Origin of the sequence: Sphingobacterium paucimobilis HER1398 (assembly GCF_000416985.1) — a bacterium.
GTDB lineage: Bacteria > Bacteroidota > Bacteroidia > Sphingobacteriales > Sphingobacteriaceae > Sphingobacterium > Sphingobacterium paucimobilis.
The window spans coordinates 250,046-266,186 of record NZ_ATDL01000015.1; the positions used below are offsets into that span (position 1 = coordinate 250,046).

At 44.7% G+C, this 16,141-nt stretch carries 16 protein-coding genes and 1 riboswitch; of the genes, 11 read left to right on the top strand and 5 right to left on the bottom strand.

The features are described 5' to 3' along the window. Positions 1-116: 116 nt before the first annotated feature. The 3 genes from M472_RS33975 (at position 117) to M472_RS33985 (ending at position 4,482) form a co-directional block, all read left to right on the top strand. Complete coding sequence (locus tag M472_RS33975; RefSeq protein ID WP_158499907.1) at positions 117-1,448, top strand: WG repeat-containing protein; 1,332 nt, start codon at positions 117-119, stop codon at positions 1,446-1,448. A gap of 1,791 nt (positions 1,449-3,239) precedes the next feature. Then, entirely contained in the window at positions 3,240-3,860 is a 621-nt protein-coding gene (locus M472_RS45975) for a sensor histidine kinase (protein ID WP_394330232.1), read from the top strand. Beyond that, positions 3,853-4,482, top strand: coding sequence for a response regulator transcription factor (locus M472_RS33985; protein WP_021070383.1), 630 nt, complete (start codon positions 3,853-3,855; stop codon positions 4,480-4,482). The genes M472_RS45975 and M472_RS33985 overlap by 8 nt, the downstream gene beginning before the upstream one ends. 13 nt (positions 4,483-4,495) lie before the next feature. Here the strand turns inward: M472_RS33985 and M472_RS33990 are convergent, their stop codons facing one another. Beyond that, the gene (locus M472_RS33990) at positions 4,496-5,737 is read right to left on the bottom strand and encodes a LuxR C-terminal-related transcriptional regulator (protein ID WP_021070384.1); all 1,242 of its coding nucleotides are present in this window, start codon (positions 5,735-5,737) and stop codon (positions 4,496-4,498) included. Positions 5,738-5,992: 255 nt separating this feature from the next. On the opposite strand from M472_RS33990, the gene M472_RS33995 reads away from it, so the two are divergent. Continuing rightward, on the top strand, positions 5,993-6,196 hold the full coding sequence (locus M472_RS33995) for a hypothetical protein (RefSeq protein WP_144062707.1): 204 nt from the start codon (positions 5,993-5,995) through the stop codon (positions 6,194-6,196). Between the two features lie 3 nt (positions 6,197-6,199). Here the strand turns inward: M472_RS33995 and M472_RS34000 are convergent, their stop codons facing one another. Further along, complete coding sequence (locus M472_RS34000) at positions 6,200-6,763, bottom strand: hypothetical protein (protein ID WP_031301684.1); 564 nt, start codon at positions 6,761-6,763, stop codon at positions 6,200-6,202. 13 nt (positions 6,764-6,776) lie between these two features. Beyond that, on the bottom strand, positions 6,777-7,271 hold the full coding sequence (locus M472_RS34005) for a lipocalin-like domain-containing protein (RefSeq protein ID WP_081643160.1): 495 nt from the start codon (positions 7,269-7,271) through the stop codon (positions 6,777-6,779). 135 nt (positions 7,272-7,406) lie between these two features. Then, a riboswitch (TPP riboswitch) is annotated at positions 7,407-7,501 on the top strand. 81 nt (positions 7,502-7,582) lie between these two features. On the opposite strand from M472_RS34005, the gene thiM reads away from it, so the two are divergent. From thiM to M472_RS34030, 4 genes are read left to right on the top strand one after another with little or no spacing between them, the layout of a single operon-like run. Further along, positions 7,583-8,392 (top strand): hydroxyethylthiazole kinase, encoded by an 810-nt coding sequence (gene thiM / locus M472_RS34015; protein WP_021070389.1) that lies wholly within the window; start codon positions 7,583-7,585, stop codon positions 8,390-8,392. Next, complete coding sequence (gene thiE, locus M472_RS34020; RefSeq protein ID WP_021070390.1) at positions 8,376-9,020, top strand: thiamine phosphate synthase; 645 nt, start codon at positions 8,376-8,378, stop codon at positions 9,018-9,020. Before thiM ends, thiE begins: the two co-directional genes overlap by 17 nt. Continuing rightward, positions 9,020-9,853 (top strand): bifunctional hydroxymethylpyrimidine kinase/phosphomethylpyrimidine kinase, encoded by an 834-nt coding sequence (gene thiD, locus M472_RS34025; RefSeq protein ID WP_021070391.1) that lies wholly within the window; start codon positions 9,020-9,022, stop codon positions 9,851-9,853. The genes thiE and thiD overlap by 1 nt, the downstream gene beginning before the upstream one ends. Beyond that, the gene (locus tag M472_RS34030) at positions 9,840-10,496 is read left to right on the top strand and encodes a TenA family protein (protein ID WP_021070392.1); all 657 of its coding nucleotides are present in this window, start codon (positions 9,840-9,842) and stop codon (positions 10,494-10,496) included. The genes thiD and M472_RS34030 overlap by 14 nt, the downstream gene beginning before the upstream one ends. A gap of 59 nt (positions 10,497-10,555) precedes the next feature. Here M472_RS34030 and M472_RS34035 read toward each other — a convergent pair whose 3' ends face one another. After that, positions 10,556-11,734: a thiolase family protein gene (locus tag M472_RS34035; protein ID WP_021070393.1), complete on the bottom strand. Its 1,179-nt coding sequence runs from the start codon at positions 11,732-11,734 to the stop codon at positions 10,556-10,558. 216 nt (positions 11,735-11,950) lie between these two features. Between M472_RS34035 and M472_RS34040 the strand changes: the two genes are divergently transcribed. From M472_RS34040 to M472_RS45455, 3 genes are read left to right on the top strand one after another with little or no spacing between them, the layout of a single operon-like run. Then, on the top strand, positions 11,951-13,123 hold the full coding sequence (locus M472_RS34040; protein WP_021070394.1) for an acyl-CoA dehydrogenase family protein: 1,173 nt from the start codon (positions 11,951-11,953) through the stop codon (positions 13,121-13,123). Between the two features lie 4 nt (positions 13,124-13,127). Then, a complete protein-coding gene (locus tag M472_RS34045) occupies positions 13,128-14,294 on the top strand; it encodes a 3-hydroxyacyl-CoA dehydrogenase family protein (protein ID WP_022829344.1) in 1,167 nt (388 codons plus the stop codon). Between the two features lie 39 nt (positions 14,295-14,333). After that, positions 14,334-14,477, top strand: coding sequence for a hypothetical protein (locus tag M472_RS45455; protein WP_158499908.1), 144 nt, complete (start codon positions 14,334-14,336; stop codon positions 14,475-14,477). Positions 14,478-14,684: 207 nt separating this feature from the next. On the opposite strand, the gene M472_RS34050 is transcribed toward M472_RS45455, so the two are convergent. After that, entirely contained in the window at positions 14,685-16,136 is a 1,452-nt protein-coding gene (locus tag M472_RS34050) for a bifunctional 2-methylcitrate dehydratase/aconitate hydratase (RefSeq protein WP_021070396.1), read from the bottom strand. Positions 16,137-16,141 lie beyond the last annotated feature (5 nt).

Genomic DNA, 16,141 nt, shown 5'->3' on the forward strand with positions numbered 1-16,141 from the left:
GATTCTTAGACACATAAAAATTACCTGTTATCGGGGATATAAAAAAGACGAAACTATTAGCATATTTGCCTCGTAATTTATACAGAAAGATGAAAAAATTCACATTAACCCTTTTTATGGTACTTCTACTATGTACAAGTATCTGGGCACAATCCCAAAAATCATTTCGGATTGATTATCGCGTCATAACTGATGCAAGTTCCACAACAGAAAATAACGAATCGCTTATCAAAGCATGGGTGAATAAAAGTCACTTCAGAGTGGACAATGCAATGATGGGAAGTATCATATATGTTGGAAACAAAGATGAAAATTCAGCTTTCGCATTGCTACCTGATTCTGAAGAGTACGTAATTATCGCAGACGGCTCACAAGACGATGAGGAAGAGTACGTTTTACCCGTAGAACTGGTAGCAGGTAAACAGAAAAAAATTGCTGGTTACAACTGTAAATTAGCGACCGTCAAAGTTGACTATGGCACAGGAGAAGATGAGAGCACTACTATCGAAATCTGGTATACCGAAGACATTCCTAACCTTTATTGGGGTGAATTTTCCTTCTTCAAACAACTCAAAGGAGCCGTCCTATCATTGAAACTGGGTGACTACGCTTTCACAGCCACCAATGTTGTCTCTGAAAATGTCGACAACAGTTTCTTCGAAATACCAGACAGTTATACAGAAATGGAGGACGAAGGCATGAATGGTATGAATGAGCAGCTTACCGAAGACCGCTTCGTGTACGCTGATGAAGAAGGTGTATTATACGGGATGAGAGATGGCGAAGGTAATGCAATCACCCAACCATTATATACCTATATAAGCGCATTTACAGAGGATAATGTATCCGTCGTTATCGACGACAAGGAGAAATATGGCGCCATAGACAAAGATGGCAAACTATTGGTCCCGTGCAAATATGACTACCTCAGCTATGATGAGGGTACACAGCAATACCTATTCGGCCAAGGCGAAAAATACGGCTTACTCCACAAGGACGGAAAAATCTATGTCCCTGCAAAGTATGATATGATCTCGTTCTTCAATCAAGGGTATGCAACAATCACTCTAAATGACAAAAGTGGTTTGATCGATCAAAATCAGAAAATAGTAGTTCCGGTCCAATATGATGTCATCTTTGAATACAACAAGCATAATTTCACTACCATAGAAGATGAAAAGTATGTTTTAAACAGTATTGCACAGAAGAAAAAAGTAGTAGGTGGTTTTGACTTTCTGTCGCTATCCTTGGATTGTAATGTCATCTTAGCGCAAAAAGACGGTAAATATGGCTATATTGATGAAAATGGAAAAACGATCATTCCTTTTAAATTTACATTCGCAAATACCTTTTCTGACGACATGGCTGCCGTAGCAGAAGATGAAGAAACAGAAGACATATACTACATCAATACAAAAGGCCAACGTATCGATGTAGCACAAAACTAAATGAACAGCACTCTTCCGCTAGGCAATTAGCGGAAGAGTCTTTTTCTACGCTGCGGTTATCCCCACCACTACAGCAGCGCTGTTTTATTTCCAATAGAAAACTTATATTCGTTTACTGATTTGAAGAAATCAATGCTATTTGGCATGAAAGAAAAAGTGATAAGACATATCCTCCATTACGTTATATGCATTTTTAGCATGACATCCCTCTTCTTATGTCCGCACAGCAGTCACGCCCAAGATTTATTACAACAACTGAAAGCAGATTATGATAAGACAAAAGTAGCCAGCATACCACGTTTCCAATTAACAGGAAAATATGCCCAGGCCCTTTTCTTCAATAATGAACAGGATAAAGCGATTACTATTCTAGAGGAAAATGTAAAACAGGCTTCAAAGCTCGCTGAAGGAAAATATGCAGCCTATCTCTACACCGTCCTAGCCATCAATAATCGTATTTTAGAACACATTAATAATTCGGAAAAAAATATAGAAAGAGCAAAACTCTTTTCTACAAAAACAACCGATTTAGAGACTAAGGGTTATGTCAAATATGGTGAAGGATGGCTCGCTGCAAGAAATAATAAAGAAGCGGAAGCAGTACGCAATTTCTTACAGGCTACACACTACTTCGACAAAGCCCCTCCTTCCCCATCTTTAGATTCCAGAAAATCTTCCGTCTATAAGGAGCTGACCTCTATATACGCCAATTGGAATGAATATGAACTGCAGGAAAAGTATGGTAACCTTTCCCTTCAGGTCGCACTTAAACAGAAAGATGCTTCCTCTATTTTTGAAGCTTATATGTCCATGGGATATATACATGAGCAACAATTCACCCAAAATCCACACCAAGAAAAACACCGGGATCTGGCCGAGAAGTATTATCTCAAAGCAATAGACCTATACTACAAGAACAAGCAGTCCTTCGCTATCGCTTCCAACCTTTCATTTGTCGCCAACAACCTGGCCAACCTCTACCTTCGGTTCTATCCCGATAGCTATCGAGAAAAGGTCAGATATTATGCACAATTAGCACAATCACAGGGTCAAGCATCAGAACAGCGCAACCATATCGCCTCTTCCTACGGTATACAGGCCGAGCTCGCAATTCAAGACGGCGACCTTCTTAAAGCCAGGGTCTATCTTCTTTCCTCGCTTGAAGAGATCAACAGCGAGCCCGTGGCCGATCAGCACATTCTACTCAGTATATACGAAAATCTGAGTGACATTTGTGAGCGGGACAAAGACTATAAAGAATCCCTACATTACTACAAACTCTACGTAGAAACCTTTCAAAGCATCTATAACAAAGAAAAATTAGGTCTAAGCAAGCGTCTTGAGGCTCAATACGAGAAAGAAAAGCAAATGCAAGAGCTACAGAATCTCCAATTAGAAGCCCAGAAGAAGGAACAGAAACTACAATTGATGCAAGTCCTTGATCTGCAGCAGCGACAAGAACTGGAAAATCTAAAGCTACGCGACGAGAATAACCTCAAACGCTTAGAGCTTTCCCGCATGGAGGGGGACCAACAGCGACAGGCCCTCCGTCTCTCCAAGTTAGAAAGTGAGACAAGAGCCAATGAAGCACAAAACTATCGCAAGGAGCTCTCCTATCGCGAAAATATAAACCGCTTTTACACGGTCCTCATGATTGCTTCCTTTTTGCTACTACTTGTTTTGCTGTATGCGTACAGGCAACGCACCCGTCGCATGAAACAACGCGAAAAACTGCATAATCTTGAGTTAGAGAAGGAAAAACAAAGATCCAACATCTCCACCTTAACAGCTATGCTCGATGGACAGGAACAAGAACGGGGACGCCTGGCCCGAGATTTACACGATGGTCTTGGAGGCTTATTGTCTGGCACAAAACTGCATCTATCCCATATTACGGAGCAGTCTGACCCTAGCGTAAAAAACCAGCTTTCCAAATCAATCGACCAACTTGATATTGCAGTGGATGAGTTACGACGGGTAGCCCACAATCTAATGCCAGACCTCCTACAGAACTATGGCCTGGAAGAAGCTCTAGCCGATTATGCTTCCCGCATGTCCAATGACAACATCGAAATCGATGTACAATTTCTACACTACACCTTTCCCATGACTAAGGAACAGGAATTGATTACCTATAGAATCATCCAAGAATTGGTCAATAATGCGATCAAGCACGCCTCTCCGCATCAGATCATTATACAGCTGGTGGAAGAAGAAGAACGCTACAGCATTACCGTAGAAGACGACGGCAGAGGGTTTGAAATAGATAAATTAAAAAACAACAATAGTGCAGGCTTGCACAACATCAACTCTAGAATACGCTTTTTAAATGGCAATCTGCATATTCAATCAAGCGTAGAACTGGGTACCAGTATCGAGTTTTACTTTCCTAAAAAGACGACACATGATTAAAATCGCAATCACCGATGATCACCCCTTATTGCTAGAGGGTTTAAAAAACATTTTATCCCAAGATACAGACCTACAGATTATGGGATGTTACGAAAGCGCTACAGCCCTAAAAGACGGCTTACAGCACCATCCTATAGATGTACTCTTACTCGATATTAATCTTTCGGACAGCAATGGAATAGACCTCATCAAGCCGCTCCGCAGCCAGTATCCCAGCATGCAGATCATTATCCTGAGCGTACACAACGAGTATGCAGTCATCAATACAGCCTTTCAGGAAGGCGCCCTTGGCTACATCCAGAAAAATGCCGGAGTAGAAGAGATTTTAACAGGTATCAAGACTGTACTCTATGGAGATCGTTTTACTTGTTCGCAGACCAAGACAATAATCGATAAAAAAGCGAAAGATGGACTTAGCAGCGTACCAAAGCTCACCCGCAGAGAGAAAGAAATATTAGTTGAAGCCGCTATGGGACTTACTACTGCTCAAATTGCTGAAAAGCTATTTATCAGCCCACATACGGTAGAGAGTCACCGTAAAAACCTCATCGAAAAATTCAAGACATCCAACTTAAGCTCAGCCATAAAACTAGCGATCGAGTATGGTTTAGTCCGTGCTTAGTATAATAACTAATCTACTTTGGGGTCGACGAAAAGCTTGTTTTCAATGCGGATCGTCGATCTATACCCAATATTTCGTAGATCGCTTTCAAGTGGTACTTTACTGTATTTTCCGAAATAAACAAAATCATCCCAATTTCTTTATTGGTCTTACCTTGATTGACAAGATCAATAATTTCTTGTTGCCGGGATGTAAACGAAAAATCTTTAAGCTCTACTTGAGTCTTCTCTAAAGTTTTAGTCTCTGATGCTATTTGCTGCAATGTAATGCGCATACGTTCGTTATCTTCTTCTACCAAAATACGTTTCTGTCTATTAACCCTATATAGAAGGCATAATACCAACAGCAATAACAGTAAAACAAAAGTAAAGCTTATCAGATAGTACTTAAAATAACGTTCGCTCTTTATTTCTAAATCCTTATGTTCTTTTAAGAGACTGTTTTCGATCAAGTTCAATTTGCCGACCTGGTTATTCGCATCGTAATTAGTCCTTGCTTCACTAACACGTTTTTGCGAATACAAAGCATTCTTATAATCCTTGATATGCTCATAATACCGAGTTATGGTTTCCTCCATAATTATCTTATAGATTGCCATATCGTATTCATTGGCATAGAACATTCCGTCCTTGTAAGCCTTCAGCGCCGCATCGTGATTACCCATCTCCTGAAATAGCCTAACCTTAATACGGTATATACTGGGGAGATTTTTCGGATTATCAGCCTTTTGGATTTCGATTGCACGATTCAACTCCATATCCGCAGCAGCATAATCCTTATTCCGCATCGCGACAATCGCAAGTATACATACAAAGAAAGACTGTGTTTCAGCAGGGAGCAGTCTCAATTTGTTTTGGTCTATCGACTTAAAGATCGCTTCAAACTCTTTTTGCTGTTGCAGGTCAAAATAAACAAATAGACGCTCGATCTGTACTCTAAAATCAACTTCTTCTCTCAGCCTATCCGGTACAGGTTCCGCGACGGCTAAATCCAGATTTCTTAATGCCCCCGTATAATTATAGAGTCTTTTATAGGTCAATGTTTTTTGTAAGTAGGCATTATATCGTGCATAAGCAGTAGCCTCCTTGTCATTCAGGATGTGTTCTAATTTTAAGATTACTTTTTCATACTCCCGCTTATCATTCAAATCACCTATTTCTTTTGCAAACACAAGAGGATCGAATTCTTTGGAATAGGCAGTTCCCATATAGATCATTCCAAGAAAAACTGCAAAAAAATATGTATATAGCTTCATTACAAGATAAATGTTGTCATCTTGTCAACTAAATTGATGACAAACAAGCAAAAAGTTAATCGTTCGGGCTTCAAAGGTAGGCCTTTTGTATTAAAATACAATATTGACTTATGATAAAGATTACTTCGTATCCCAGACCATACAAGGACAACTGCTGGACAAATAGGCTAAACTACCCGAGCACTACCCATCTTTATTCGTCCTCTTACCTGCATATTTATGATATTTGCCGCACAGCACCAAAACAATCATAGTATGACAGAAAAAACGAAAGCCCTTCTCAAAATAACCATTTATGGAGAAACAGCTTCTGAACAGAAAAGAGTGTATGTGATCGACAATCAATCCTTGAAAATCGATTTGAACAACCTTTGCCCCATCGGAGAACAGGTCAATCTTAAAATGATACCGAACTATGGGACTAAGCCCAGCAACTTATCCCCCATAGCCCCAGAGTAAAGCCTATCTCCACAACAGCTGTGCTTTGAAAACACAGGTTTTATCCAATAGATTATAAGACTCATCATAAGTTGGGGTATAAAAGAACAGATACACCGGCTTTTTCATACTCCCGACAGACACTGTTTCTTCCGTGTCCATAAAATAGAAGCTATTGACCGTCCGGGTAGCCTGCCACAATTTCTCGTTTCCTTTAGCCCCTACATCAAAGCGATGGTCTTTTGTTGAAGTAAAATACCAATAGCTTGGCGCCTCATCGTTGACAAACACCTCTTTATCGGCATTAAAGAAAGATTCAGCCATCCCCGTCTCCTCAAACCACATCACCTCCAGGTCGGCTTCGCCCAATGCAGACTTATAAATATACTCATCTGTCGTCACCCCTACCAAAAAACCCTCCACTCCGGCAGACTTGAACTCAAAGGAAAATGTATTGGGTGAAAGTACATACTGATCTCCCTTGGGTAACACCACCTTTCCCTCTTGTAGAATCTTAACCTCTAGCTTTTGCGCCTTAGCCATACCTAATGTACACATCAGGGTCAAACAACAAAACAGTTTCTTCATATATCGTTTTCTATTATAATTTCAAAACTACTCGACAGTCCGCACAGCTTACAGGTTTTGATTGTTTTCGATACACATCAAAATGCACCGTATTCAACATTTTATCTAGCATTTCATCCCCCGTTGCTGTGCTTTCCTCTTTGACAGCCTCCATTCTTAGGTTCCCCTTCTCGTCCATCTGCAAGAGATAGTATCCAAAATATCCCCGCGAATCGAGCATCAGTGTATCCCCTTCCAACCTCCACTGATACGTCTCCACCTCCGCTACATAACAGGTATCCAGATTTCCCTCATAGTAGGTATAGTCCACCGTATTATCCGATCTAAACACAAAATTCCGAGACAGACGGCATGCATCAAAATCCTTAATCACCTCCTTGCCCTCCTCGATAAAGCCCGACCGCTCCAATTTCCATACACCGATTAACCCAGCAGCATCTATTTCCTGTGCGCTCACCTTAGCACAACATGCAACCAGTAGCAATAAGACCATTCTCCAGTACATCATATAGCTACAAAAATAACAATTTCCGTCAGCTTCTTCCCTCCCTGTTTCCAGTGATTTCTGCTGTTATCCCGCCAGCGAACTGACTCCAATATGACAGAGATAAGTACCGACTCCTTCTAAAAAAGGCTATCTTTACCCTGGCTTTAGGGGTGTCCATTGTTATGGACTGAGATAGACCCTTTGAACCTGACACGGTTGGTACCGTCGTAGGGAAAAGCAAGAACCTATCCAGAAGGCACAATATATTATATTGCTGCCAACTATTCCTTAAAGCCTTTAAAAACATATATCTTTTTAAATCAGGCTTACACATGGCACATTCTATCATTAAACAACTAGAGGAACTAAGAGAGCTCAATCCTCTGGTACACAACATCACCAATCTGGTAGTGATGAACAACACCGCCAATGCCTTACTGGCATTGGGCGCATCTCCAGTCATGGCGCACAGTCCTGCCGAGGTCAAAAACGTAGTGGAAATATCCAGATCTTTAGTGATCAATATAGGCACACTTAGCGCGTCGTGGATCGAATCCATGTATCAAGCCGCATCCCATGCCACAACCATAGGATGCCCTTGGGTCCTCGACCCCGTCGGTGCTGGCATCTCCGCACTCCGTAATGATGCACTCCAACAGCTCTTGAACCTACGACCGACCGTCATCCGGGGCAATGCTTCCGAAATACTGGCTCTAGCCGATTTCAGCCAAGCTACCACAAAAGGCGTAGACAGTACTGCCCACAGTTCCACCGCCCTCCAAGCCGCCATTAAGCTTCAGAACAGCTACAACGCCATCATATGTGTCTCCGGAGAGATTGATTATATCGTCTCTGCCAACGAAATCATCGAAGTACACAATGGCCATATCATGATGACAAAAGTTACAGGACTGGGATGTACCTCCTCGGCGCTCATCGGAGCCTTTTTGGGTCTCCGCAACGATACCGTCGAAGAAACTATTGCCGGAGTCGCTGTACTAAGCCTGACAGGAGAGCTGGCCGCACGAACCGCTAAAGGTCCCGGAAGCCTACAGATGCATTTGTTGGACGCCCTGTACAACCTGGATCCCCTTACCTTACAACGTGAACTTAGTATACAGCGCTATGCCCGAAGAGATTAACTTTCCATATTCCCTGTATCTGGTTCTCTCCGAACAGGACTGCATACACCTACCTTGGCTCCAAGTTGCTGAGGAGGCCATCCTTGGTGGTGTTGATATGATACAGCTGCGCGAAAAAAATGCAGATTATCAAGAGTTTGCAAAAAAGGCAAAAGCACTAAAGGAAATAACAGATCGATACCGAGTACCCCTAGTTATCAACGATGCTGTTGATATAGCCGCTGCCGTGGATGCTTGGGGCATCCATGTCGGACAGCAAGATACCCCTCCCAGTGAGATTGTAACCCAATACGGAACCAAATTTCGCATCGGATGGTCTATAGAATCCCTCTCACAGTTGGATCCTCCCGAGATCAAGTATGTACATCATCTAGGCGTAAGCCCCGTGTTCCGTACAGATACAAAAAAAGACACGATTACCGAATGGGGGCTCTCCGGCATCAGGCAGCTGAAGACTCTGACACCATTACCACTGATCGCCATTGGCCATATCAACGAATCCAACATTGCCCAGGCACATCAGGCCGGAGCCTCCAGTATGGCTGTCGTATCCGCTATATGCCACAGTGACAATCCCAGAGAGGCCGCATTGGCCTTAAAGCAAAAAATCAAAAACCAGCTATTGTAATGGAAACAAAGAAATACACCGTAGTCTCCGTACTCTCCATTGCCGGCTTTGACGGCAGTGGTGGTGCAGGCATACAAGCAGATACCAAAACCATCTCCGCATTAGGCTGCTACGCCATGAATGTACTCACAGCCCTACCCGTACAGAATACGCAGGGCGTCAAAAGCATCTACGAGATACCTACCCAAGCGATAAAAGATCAACTCGAGACCATATTTGAAGATATATATCCTACTGCTATCAAAATCGGTATGGTGCACAGCACCGCTCTGGTAGAACTTATCGCTGATTTTCTAAAAGACTACAGAGGACCGATTATCTTTGACCCGGTAATGGTATCCACCAGTGGACACCGCTTGATCCAAGCAGAAACCATACAGGCCTGTATTGACAGGTTATTTCCACTAGCCACATTGATCACGCCCAATCTGGACGAAGTTGCTGTCCTGATCAACGAACCCGTAGACAGTCTGGCAAAGATGCGTACGGCCGGAGCGAAGCTCCTTCAGATGGGCTGTCAGGCCGTGCTTGTCAAAGGAGGACATCTTCCGGGAAATGACCTTTCCTCAATACTCCTCTGTGCAGATCAGGACATCCAGTTTGACACCACAAAAATAGAAACACGCAATACCCATGGTTCGGGCTGCACCCTGTCTTCGGCCATAGCGAGCTACCTAGCACGTGGCGAGGACCTCCCGACCGCCGTTGGCAATGCGCTTGACTATGTCAACAAAGCCATACAGGGAAGCCAGCGCCTCACCATAGGCCACGGTAGCGGACCACTCAATCATTTTCATAACCCTCAAAAACTCATAACATATGACATGGACTAATCAAGCTTGGCAAACCATACAGCCTTTATATCAGGAAATACTGGACATGCCTTTTATACACGAACTCAAAAACGGTACACTACCATTAGCTAAGTTTCAGTTTTACATGCAACAGGATGCCCGTTATCTCGAGCACTATGGCCGTGTACTTGCTTACATGGGCAGTAAATGCACGGACAACGACCAGGCATTGGATTTTTTCGATTTCGGCAAGAATGCGCTGATCGTAGAGCGAGCGCTCCACGAGAGCTATTTTACACAATTTGGCATTACTAAAGATAGCGTAACAGCAGATCTCGAACCCGTATGCCACCATTATGTACATTTTCTAAAAAGCACAGCAGCCTTTGATCCTCTAGAGGTCGCATTGGCAGCCGTACTGCCCTGCTTTGTCATTTACAAAGAAGTCGGTGATTATATCATCAGCACACAGACCCGTGCAGACAATCCCTACAAAAACTGGATCGATACCTACAGCGGTCCCGAATTTGGTATAGGTGTACAAAAAGCATTAGGTTATGTCAATGCTGCTGCCGAGCGTACTACAGACGCTATTCGTAAGCAAATGTTGGACGCCTACGTAACTGCCTCCCGGATGGAATTTAAGTTTTGGGACGCAGCCTACAACAAGACAACTTGGTAACGATTAAGAAGCAGAACAAAGCAAGGGTGTCTGAAAGTAGTTCAGACACCCTTGGTTAATTATACGCGCTTCAGGATCATCGCTGAAGCACCACCACCACCATTACAGATCGCGGCTAGACCATAGGTACCCTGCTCCTGCTCCAGCACGCTGCTCAGCGTCACGAGAATACGTGCACCCGAGCACCCTAGCGGATGTCCTAGAGACACCGCTCCGCCGTATATATTTACCTTGTTGAGATCAATGCCCAATAGCTGCGCATTAGCTAAAGCTACGACCGAAAAAGCCTCATTGAACTCGAAGAAATCAATATCAGCAATCGTCAATCCAGCCTTTTTCAGCACCTTCTCCGTCGCCACACTCGGCGTAGTCGTAAACCACTCTGGTGCCTGTTCTGCATCCGCACAGGCAATCACCTCCACCAATGGCTTCAGTCCCAAAGCGTGCATCTTCTCTTCACTCATCAAAAGCAACACCGCAGCACCGTCACTGATTGTCGATGCATTTGCTGCTGTAACCGTCCCGTCCTTTTTAAAAGCCGGTCTCAGCGAAGGAATCTTATCATAATTCACCTGGCCAAACTCCTCGTCCTGTCCTACCGTCACATCCCCCTTGCGTCCTTGTATGGTCACCGGGACAACTTCCTTTTTAAACTTACCCGCTTCCCAAGCCTCCTTACTACGCTGGTATGAAGAAATAGCATAGGCATCCTGCGCCTCCCGTGTTATCGAATATTTATCCGCACACAACTCTGCAAATACCCCCATTGCATCCTGACTGTACGCATCAGAGAGACCGTCTTTCTGAAGTCCATCCACTAGTGTCTGATCGCCAAACTTCGCTCCCCACCTCGTTGATGTCGCATAGTATGGCGCCTGACTCATACTCTCCATCCCTCCGGCCAGTACTGTATCGGCATCTCCCAATCGAATGGCCTGCGCCGCCAATGCTACTGCTTTCATACCACTCGCGCAGACCTTATTAATGGTCGTTGCCGGCACATGATCAGGCAGTCCGCCTTTTTTCGCAACCTGTCTTGCCGGAGCCTGACCTAGATTCGCCTGTATAACGTTTCCCATCAACAATTCATCCACCTCATTGGCTTCCACCTGCATATCTTTTAACATGTGTTCGACGACTTTAGCACCTAGATCCGTGGCCGACAGACCGGACAATCCACCCCCAAAACCACCTATGGCAGTTCGCTGTGCAGCAACGATAAATACTCTTCTTGACATAACGTAAAACCCTATATATGATTATTTAAAAGTTTATAATTGGGATTGCCCCAACACCCACAGTGTGCAAACAAAGCGCTCCATTGTGATAAGCAACAAATTTAGTATTAAATATCAAAATAAATAGGAAATACAAAACCTTTTTGGCTAAATTAGCAATTATCCCGAATTATTAACAAAACATCGGGAGGTTATAACCAGTAAACTTAAACGTATATGCGGGCATCACTATTGACAGCAGAACACGAAACATTCCGAGAGACACTACGTACATTCATACGTAAAGAAATTCTTCCTCACGTCGATCGTTGGGAACAGCAAGGACAGATAGATCGCGAGATCTGGAAGAAAATGGGCGATATGGGCTTTATGGCGCTCAACTATCCCGAAGAATATGGCGGACTCGACCTGGACTTCTATTTTTCCATGATACTCTGCGAAGAGCTGTCTTATTGCTTTTCGGGTGGATTTACCATATCCGCCCTAGTCATCCAATACATGTCAGCCCCCTACCTATTGAAACATGCATCCGAAGAACTGAAACAAAAATACCTACGTCCGGTATTGAGCGGCGATCTCATCAGTGCTGTAGCTATCACCGAACCTGGAGCGGGATCGGATGTCCAACACATCAAAACAACAGCACGTCGGGAAGGCGACTATTATCTAGTCAACGGTTCAAAGACCTTTATCACCAATGGTTATTACGGCGATTTCTTTATTACCGCTGTAAAAACAAGTCCCGAAAAAGGACACAAGGGAATCAGCCTGCTCCTTATCAACCGCAACAGCCCAGGGGTAACGGCTACCAAGATCACAAAAATGGGCTGGCTGGCCTCAGATACTGCCGAGCTCGGCTTTAACCAGGTCAAAGTACCGGTCTCCCATCTCATCGGAGAGGAAGACGCCGGCTTCAAATATCTGATGGGCGGACTACAATTAGAACGCCTCACCGCCGCCATACACAGTTTAGCCACCGCAGAATCTGCTCTAGACTACACCCTAGACTATATGCGACAACGCGAAGCCTTTGGCAGAAAGCTACAGGAGTTTCAGGCCCTACGCCACCGTGTCGCTCAGATGGTAGCCGATATCACAACAACCAAAGCATTTATACAGCATTGCTGCGACCTACAGCAACAGGGTGAATATGCTGTTAAAGAATGTTCCATTGCCAAATTACAGGCCAGTGAACTCGCTGTCAGAGTCGTCAGTCAGTGTTTACAGCTATTCGGCGGCTACGGTTTTACCGAAGATTATAAGATAGCCCGACTGTACCGCGATGTACGCGTAGGGACCATCATCGGTGGCACATCCGAGATCATGCTCGAAATCATTGCTAAGATAGCCATTGACGACATCCAGTATCAACCCAAGACCAATACATAACGCTATGTCACACCCTCCATTTAATTTTTCCCGTATAGGTATTATTGGTGCCGGTATGATGGGCGCCGGAATTGCCTTCGAAGCGGCAAAGGCCGGTATCCAGGTATTGCTCAAAGATGTAACCATCGAGCAGGCACAACAGGGCAAATCCTATTCCGAACGTGTCTGCCTAAAGCTCATCGAACTCGGGAAAATGCAGGCCGAGCAAATGGCACCACTTTTAGCAAATATCCACCCCGTGGCCGATTACGATACATTCCACGACCTGGATATGATCGTTGAGGCTGTGTTCGAAGACATGGACCTGAAAAAGACGGTGATTGAAGCATCGCAGTCCGGTCTTCGGCCCGGAGCCTTTTTTGCTTCCAACACCACATCCCTTCTGATCAGTGAGCTGGCCGAATCAAGTCAAGATCCGACAAACTTTATAGGCATGCACTTCTTCTCACCTGTAGACCGGATGAAACTAGTAGAGATTATCCGTGGCAAGGAAACAAGTCCACAAACGGTAGAAAAGGCTACACAATTAGCCCATATATTGGGCAAAACGGTAATCGTCGTCAACGATGGTCCCGGTTTTTATACCTCACGCGTTTTTTTCAACTACCTGCTTGAAGCCATCAGCATGCTACTGGAGGGCATACCTGCCGAGATGATTGAGGCACAAGCCCGTCAGGCGGGATTTGGAGCCAGCCCACTTGCGGTGTTGGATGAGATCTCCCTTCCGCTGATGCTGCATGTCTATGACCAACTCCCATCTCTGAGTAACAGCCAACGGCGAGCATACCGTTATTTAGAAACATTGATTGCTCAAGGCCGATCGGGGCGTAAAACAGGTAAGGGCTTTTATAACTACGGAGAGTCAAAAAACCTATGGAAAGACCCGACATTGCCAACGTCTGCTCCCCTTATCGATGAGGGAACAATAGCTAAAAGACTCTTGCACATAATGGCGTTGGACAGCTACCGCTGCCTAGAAGAAGGTATCTTGGACAGTACAAGCGATGGGGACACAGGCTCTATACTAGGTATCGGGTATCCCCGTCATACCGGCGGTGTATTCCAGCATATCGATCAGGTAGGCTTGCCTCAGTTCGTTCAGGAATGTGAACAATTTGCCGACAAAGGTGAGCAGTGGGAGATTCCGGATTCTTTACGGGAGAGAGGTTAATGGAGTTATCTAGTTAACGTGTTATGGGGTTATCGAGTTATGGAGGTTAAAAAGTTAGAGGATGGACGCCTTTATAGAGTTAATGATAATTACTTCGTCATAGCGCTGCGTCCCGATTTATCGGGTAGCGAAATAGCAGAAAGCGAAGCAATCCCCTTACCAGAAGGAGATTATCTACGATGAGCCCTTCGGGGTTGCTTCATTTCATTACCAATGACAGATTACCTACGGTGAGCTCGCAAGCTCCTTTTGGAAACTATGTCGTCCTCTCGACCGAAGCGGAGAGATCTACAAGCTATATATTAATCCTATGCAGTTGATAAACCCATTCGACTCCACTGCATTCCGCTCACTGATGACTCGGCACATAGCAGGGTGACGTTGACAGTATTACTTCATCATCAGATCGACCATATCATTGACGTCCATCGCGATGAAGGTGTCATAATCCAAGGTTGATTCGCAGATCTGCCGCTGTTGCTTCTCGGAAAAGATCCGAGCTAGATTACGTTTATACTTTTCGATCAGTTTAGGTATCCCTTCCTCTCTGCGTCTAGGATGCCCTATCGGATATTCTACAATCACTTCAGGCAATACCGTTCCGTCTTTCATCTCTACCGTAATCCCGTTGGCGATAGCACGTTTCTCTGGATCATGGTAGTCTTTTGTAAACTGTGGATCTTCCACACAGACCATTTTATCCCTTAACTCGTCTATGCGCGGATCCAGTGCCACTGCATCTTCGTAATCCTCGGCCGTAAGTCTGCCGAACAACAAAGGCACAGCGACCATATACTGTATACAGTGATCCCGATCTGCCGGATTATGCAATGGCCCTTTTTTATCAATGATACGGATAGCCGCCTCATGTGTACGGATAGTGATACGCGCTATATCAGCTGCCGACCGTCCATAAGACTCCAATTGCGCATGCAACTGCATAGCACATTCCACCGCTGTCTGCGCATGGAACTCGGCCGGAAATGAAATTTTGAACAGCACATTTTCCATTACATAAGAGCCGTATGGCCGTTGAAATTTAAACTCCTGCCCTTTAAATGACACATCGTAAAAACCCCATATCGGTGCAGATAACACCGAAGGATACCCCATCTCCCCTGTTTTTGCAATCAATGCCAAACGTACCGCGCGCGAGGTCGCATCCCCTGCAGCCCAGGACTTGCGGCTTCCGGTATTCGGAGCATGTCTGTAGGTACGCAACGCCTGCCCGTCCACAAATGCTAAGGACACCGCATTGATCAACTCTTCACGATCCAGTCCCAATAGCTTACCGACTACTGCTGTCGAGGCCACCTTGACCAATAGCACGTGATCCAGCCCAACCCTATTAAAGGCATTTTCCAATGCCAGCACCCCCTGGATCTCATGCGCCATAATCATCGCATCCAGAACAATATCCGTCTTAAGTGCAGCTTTCCCTTTTGCCACATTCGTACGGCTTATCCAGTCCGCAGCGGCAAGGATTCCTCCTAGATTATCCGACGGATGCCCCCATTCAGCCGCCAACCAGGTATCATTAAAATCCAGCCAACGGATCATTGCACCGATATTGAATGCTGCCTGTATAGGATCCAATTGATAGTTCGTACCTGGCACCTTGGCCCCGTTTGGCACCATTGTTCCTTCGACCACAGGCCCCATAAGCTTCGTACAGGCCGGATAAGTCAATGCTTCAAAGCCGCACCCCAGCGTATCCAGAAAACAGTAAAAAGCAGTTCTTTTGGCGACCGTACTTGTTATATTATAATCCAGCACATAATCCGCAATATCCACCAACACCTGATCAGGTTGAGGTCTTTCATTCGATAGTATAGAAGACATATTAA